General features: G+C 56.5%; 2 protein-coding genes. One reads left to right on the forward strand and one right to left on the reverse strand.

Features of this window, described 5'->3' with window-relative positions:
• Nucleotides 1-340 precede the first annotated feature (340 nt).
• A complete protein-coding gene (locus PMX21_RS09980; protein ID WP_271759289.1) occupies nt 341-919 on the forward strand; it encodes a methylated-DNA--[protein]-cysteine S-methyltransferase in 579 nt (192 codons plus the stop codon).
• 312 nt (nt 920-1,231) lie between these two features.
• On the opposite strand, the gene PMX21_RS09985 is transcribed toward PMX21_RS09980, so the two are convergent.
• Nucleotides 1,232-1,870, reverse strand: a complete 639-nt coding sequence (locus PMX21_RS09985; protein WP_271759290.1) for a GyrI-like domain-containing protein — start codon at nt 1,868-1,870, stop codon at nt 1,232-1,234.
• Between the last annotated feature and the right edge of the window lie 169 nt (nt 1,871-2,039).

Raw genomic sequence — 2,039 nt, forward strand, 5'->3', positions numbered from 1 at the left:
TTGTCCTGCTCCTTCGGAGCCGCGGACAAGGCGCCACACTGGTCTGCGGAGTGTTCTGAAAACTAAGCCCGGCCCCCGCCTGCGGTGACGCTGCTGCGAGCGGCCTGTGATGGGGCCGTTGTTGGTTGGGGCCGCTGGGCTGATGTGGGGGCGCGCGGCTGTTGCGGGCTCTGGTCCCGGCGGCGGCCTCGGCGCTGTGCGCCTGCCGCCTTTGGGGACTGTGGGGCGCGGCCGGCAGCTGCGGCGCGTTGCGCCTACTGCCTTGGGTGACTTTGGGGTCGATTGGGGTTGTCTGCACAATTCGCGGTATTATGTTGCGGAGTTTTGAAAGGAGCCGCTGGTGGTCACGACGACGTTTGCTTCGCCTTTGGGCGAGATTCTGCTTGCCGCTGATGGCCGCGGTCTGACGGGGCTTTGGTTTGAGGGGCAGGAGCACTTTGGCTCCACGCTTCTCAAAGAAGATCCCGAACATATTGAAGGCACCGACGCGGTTTCCGGTACCGGTGGCATGTCGTCGGTAAGTCCCGCAAATGGTGCGGCATCTTCGGTGCTTGAGCGTTCTTGGGCTTGGCTGAATGCTTATTTTGCGGGGCAGGAGCCTCGGTTTACGCCGCCGTTGCATATGATTGGTACGGCGTTTCAGCGCGAGGTTTGGTTTGAGCTGCTTTCAATCCCGCGTGGCGAGGTCGCTACGTATGGTGAGATCGCCCAGCGTGTTGCGGCTCGACATCGTGTACCGGGAAACGAGGCACCCGTTGTGTCTCCCCGTGCCGTGGGGGCCGCGGTTGCACGCAATCCCATTTCGATTATTGTGCCGTGCCATCGCGTGGTGGCGGCCGACGGATCGCTCAACGGATATGCCGGCGGCCTCGACCGTAAGGAGTGGCTGCTGCGGCTTGAGGGCGCGTACGAGGAGTAGCGTTCGAGTGCTTTGCCTGTAGTAGCCGACTTCGACCAAAGCTCGCTCGAGTTCGCTTTGATCAGAGCACTTAAGACCCTTGTTTTCTGTCAATAGTGCCATCTGTTCGTTGATGGATATCCACGACTTCTGGTATTTCATTTAAGCCTCTTGATAGAAAAAGAGCTGGAGTTGCGCATCGTTGAGAGGCTTTCCAGCTTTAGCAAAACAAACTTATAAGATGCGACGGGCCGCGTCAAGATAATTGCTTGACAGCCTAGGAGGCGGCTGGTTGGCTGGCTTAAAACCTAGCGCGTGAAATGACGCTCCACGCTATTCAGCGCGCTTGATGGGATGACGAACCACAGTCTTAAGTTTCTCCGGTGCACATTTACGTGGATCGGAGAGATAGATTTCGTGATGTAAACGGGTGTCTGAGAAGTCGGGGACATAGCCCTGCTCGGTCGTGTATTCATGCATAGCGTCTACGGTCGCCGGTTCGTTGTCGTAGGGCCCGGTGTGCATGCATTGAACGCAGAGACCCTCGTCAACTTTAAGCAGCTCGACGGCAGAAAAGTCCAGTTTCTTTTTGTTCGTGGCTTCCACGACTGCCCAGTCAAAGTCATCTCGGGTGACGAAATCGGGTAGGCGGATGCACGAGATAAAGTTGAAATCGTCCTTGCGTACATAATCGATGTCGCCGCTCGGGGAGTCTTGCCACCAGAAACCCTCGAGCGGCGGTACCACAAAGTCGAAATAGCCCTCGATACTCCTTGAGCCTTTCTTCGACATCTTGACGGTATAGGCGATTCCGTAAAGCAGCGGCAGGGCGTTTTGATACTCGCCACCTTCGGTATTTGGGTCGCCCTTGCCGCGAACGGCAACGTAGCTCATAGGCGGGACAGTTACGATACTCGGCTTGCTTGCAGGTTTGTAGAGCTCCTTGCATTCCTTCTTAAAGTCGAACGCCATGTTGGCCGCCTTTCTGCGTATTGGCCTGCTTAGATAGCTGAATCATATCATAGAAACGAACAGCTGTTCGAATGATTTGGCTGACAGATTGAGATGCGTGCGTTGTGTTTGGCGGTCCTTGATTCTCATTTTCATTGCAACAGCCTCAGGACTCAGCGCAACGCGTTGC

It is taken from the genome of Collinsella aerofaciens, from assembly GCF_028209885.1.
Classification (GTDB): Bacteria; Actinomycetota; Coriobacteriia; order Coriobacteriales; family Coriobacteriaceae; genus Collinsella; species Collinsella aerofaciens_BA.

Excerpts from the sequence above, each read along its gene's own strand:
- PMX21_RS09985 (WP_271759290.1), bottom strand. The coding sequence starts at position 1,870 with ATGGCGTTCGACTTTAAGAAGGAATGCAAGGAGCTCTACAAACCTGCA.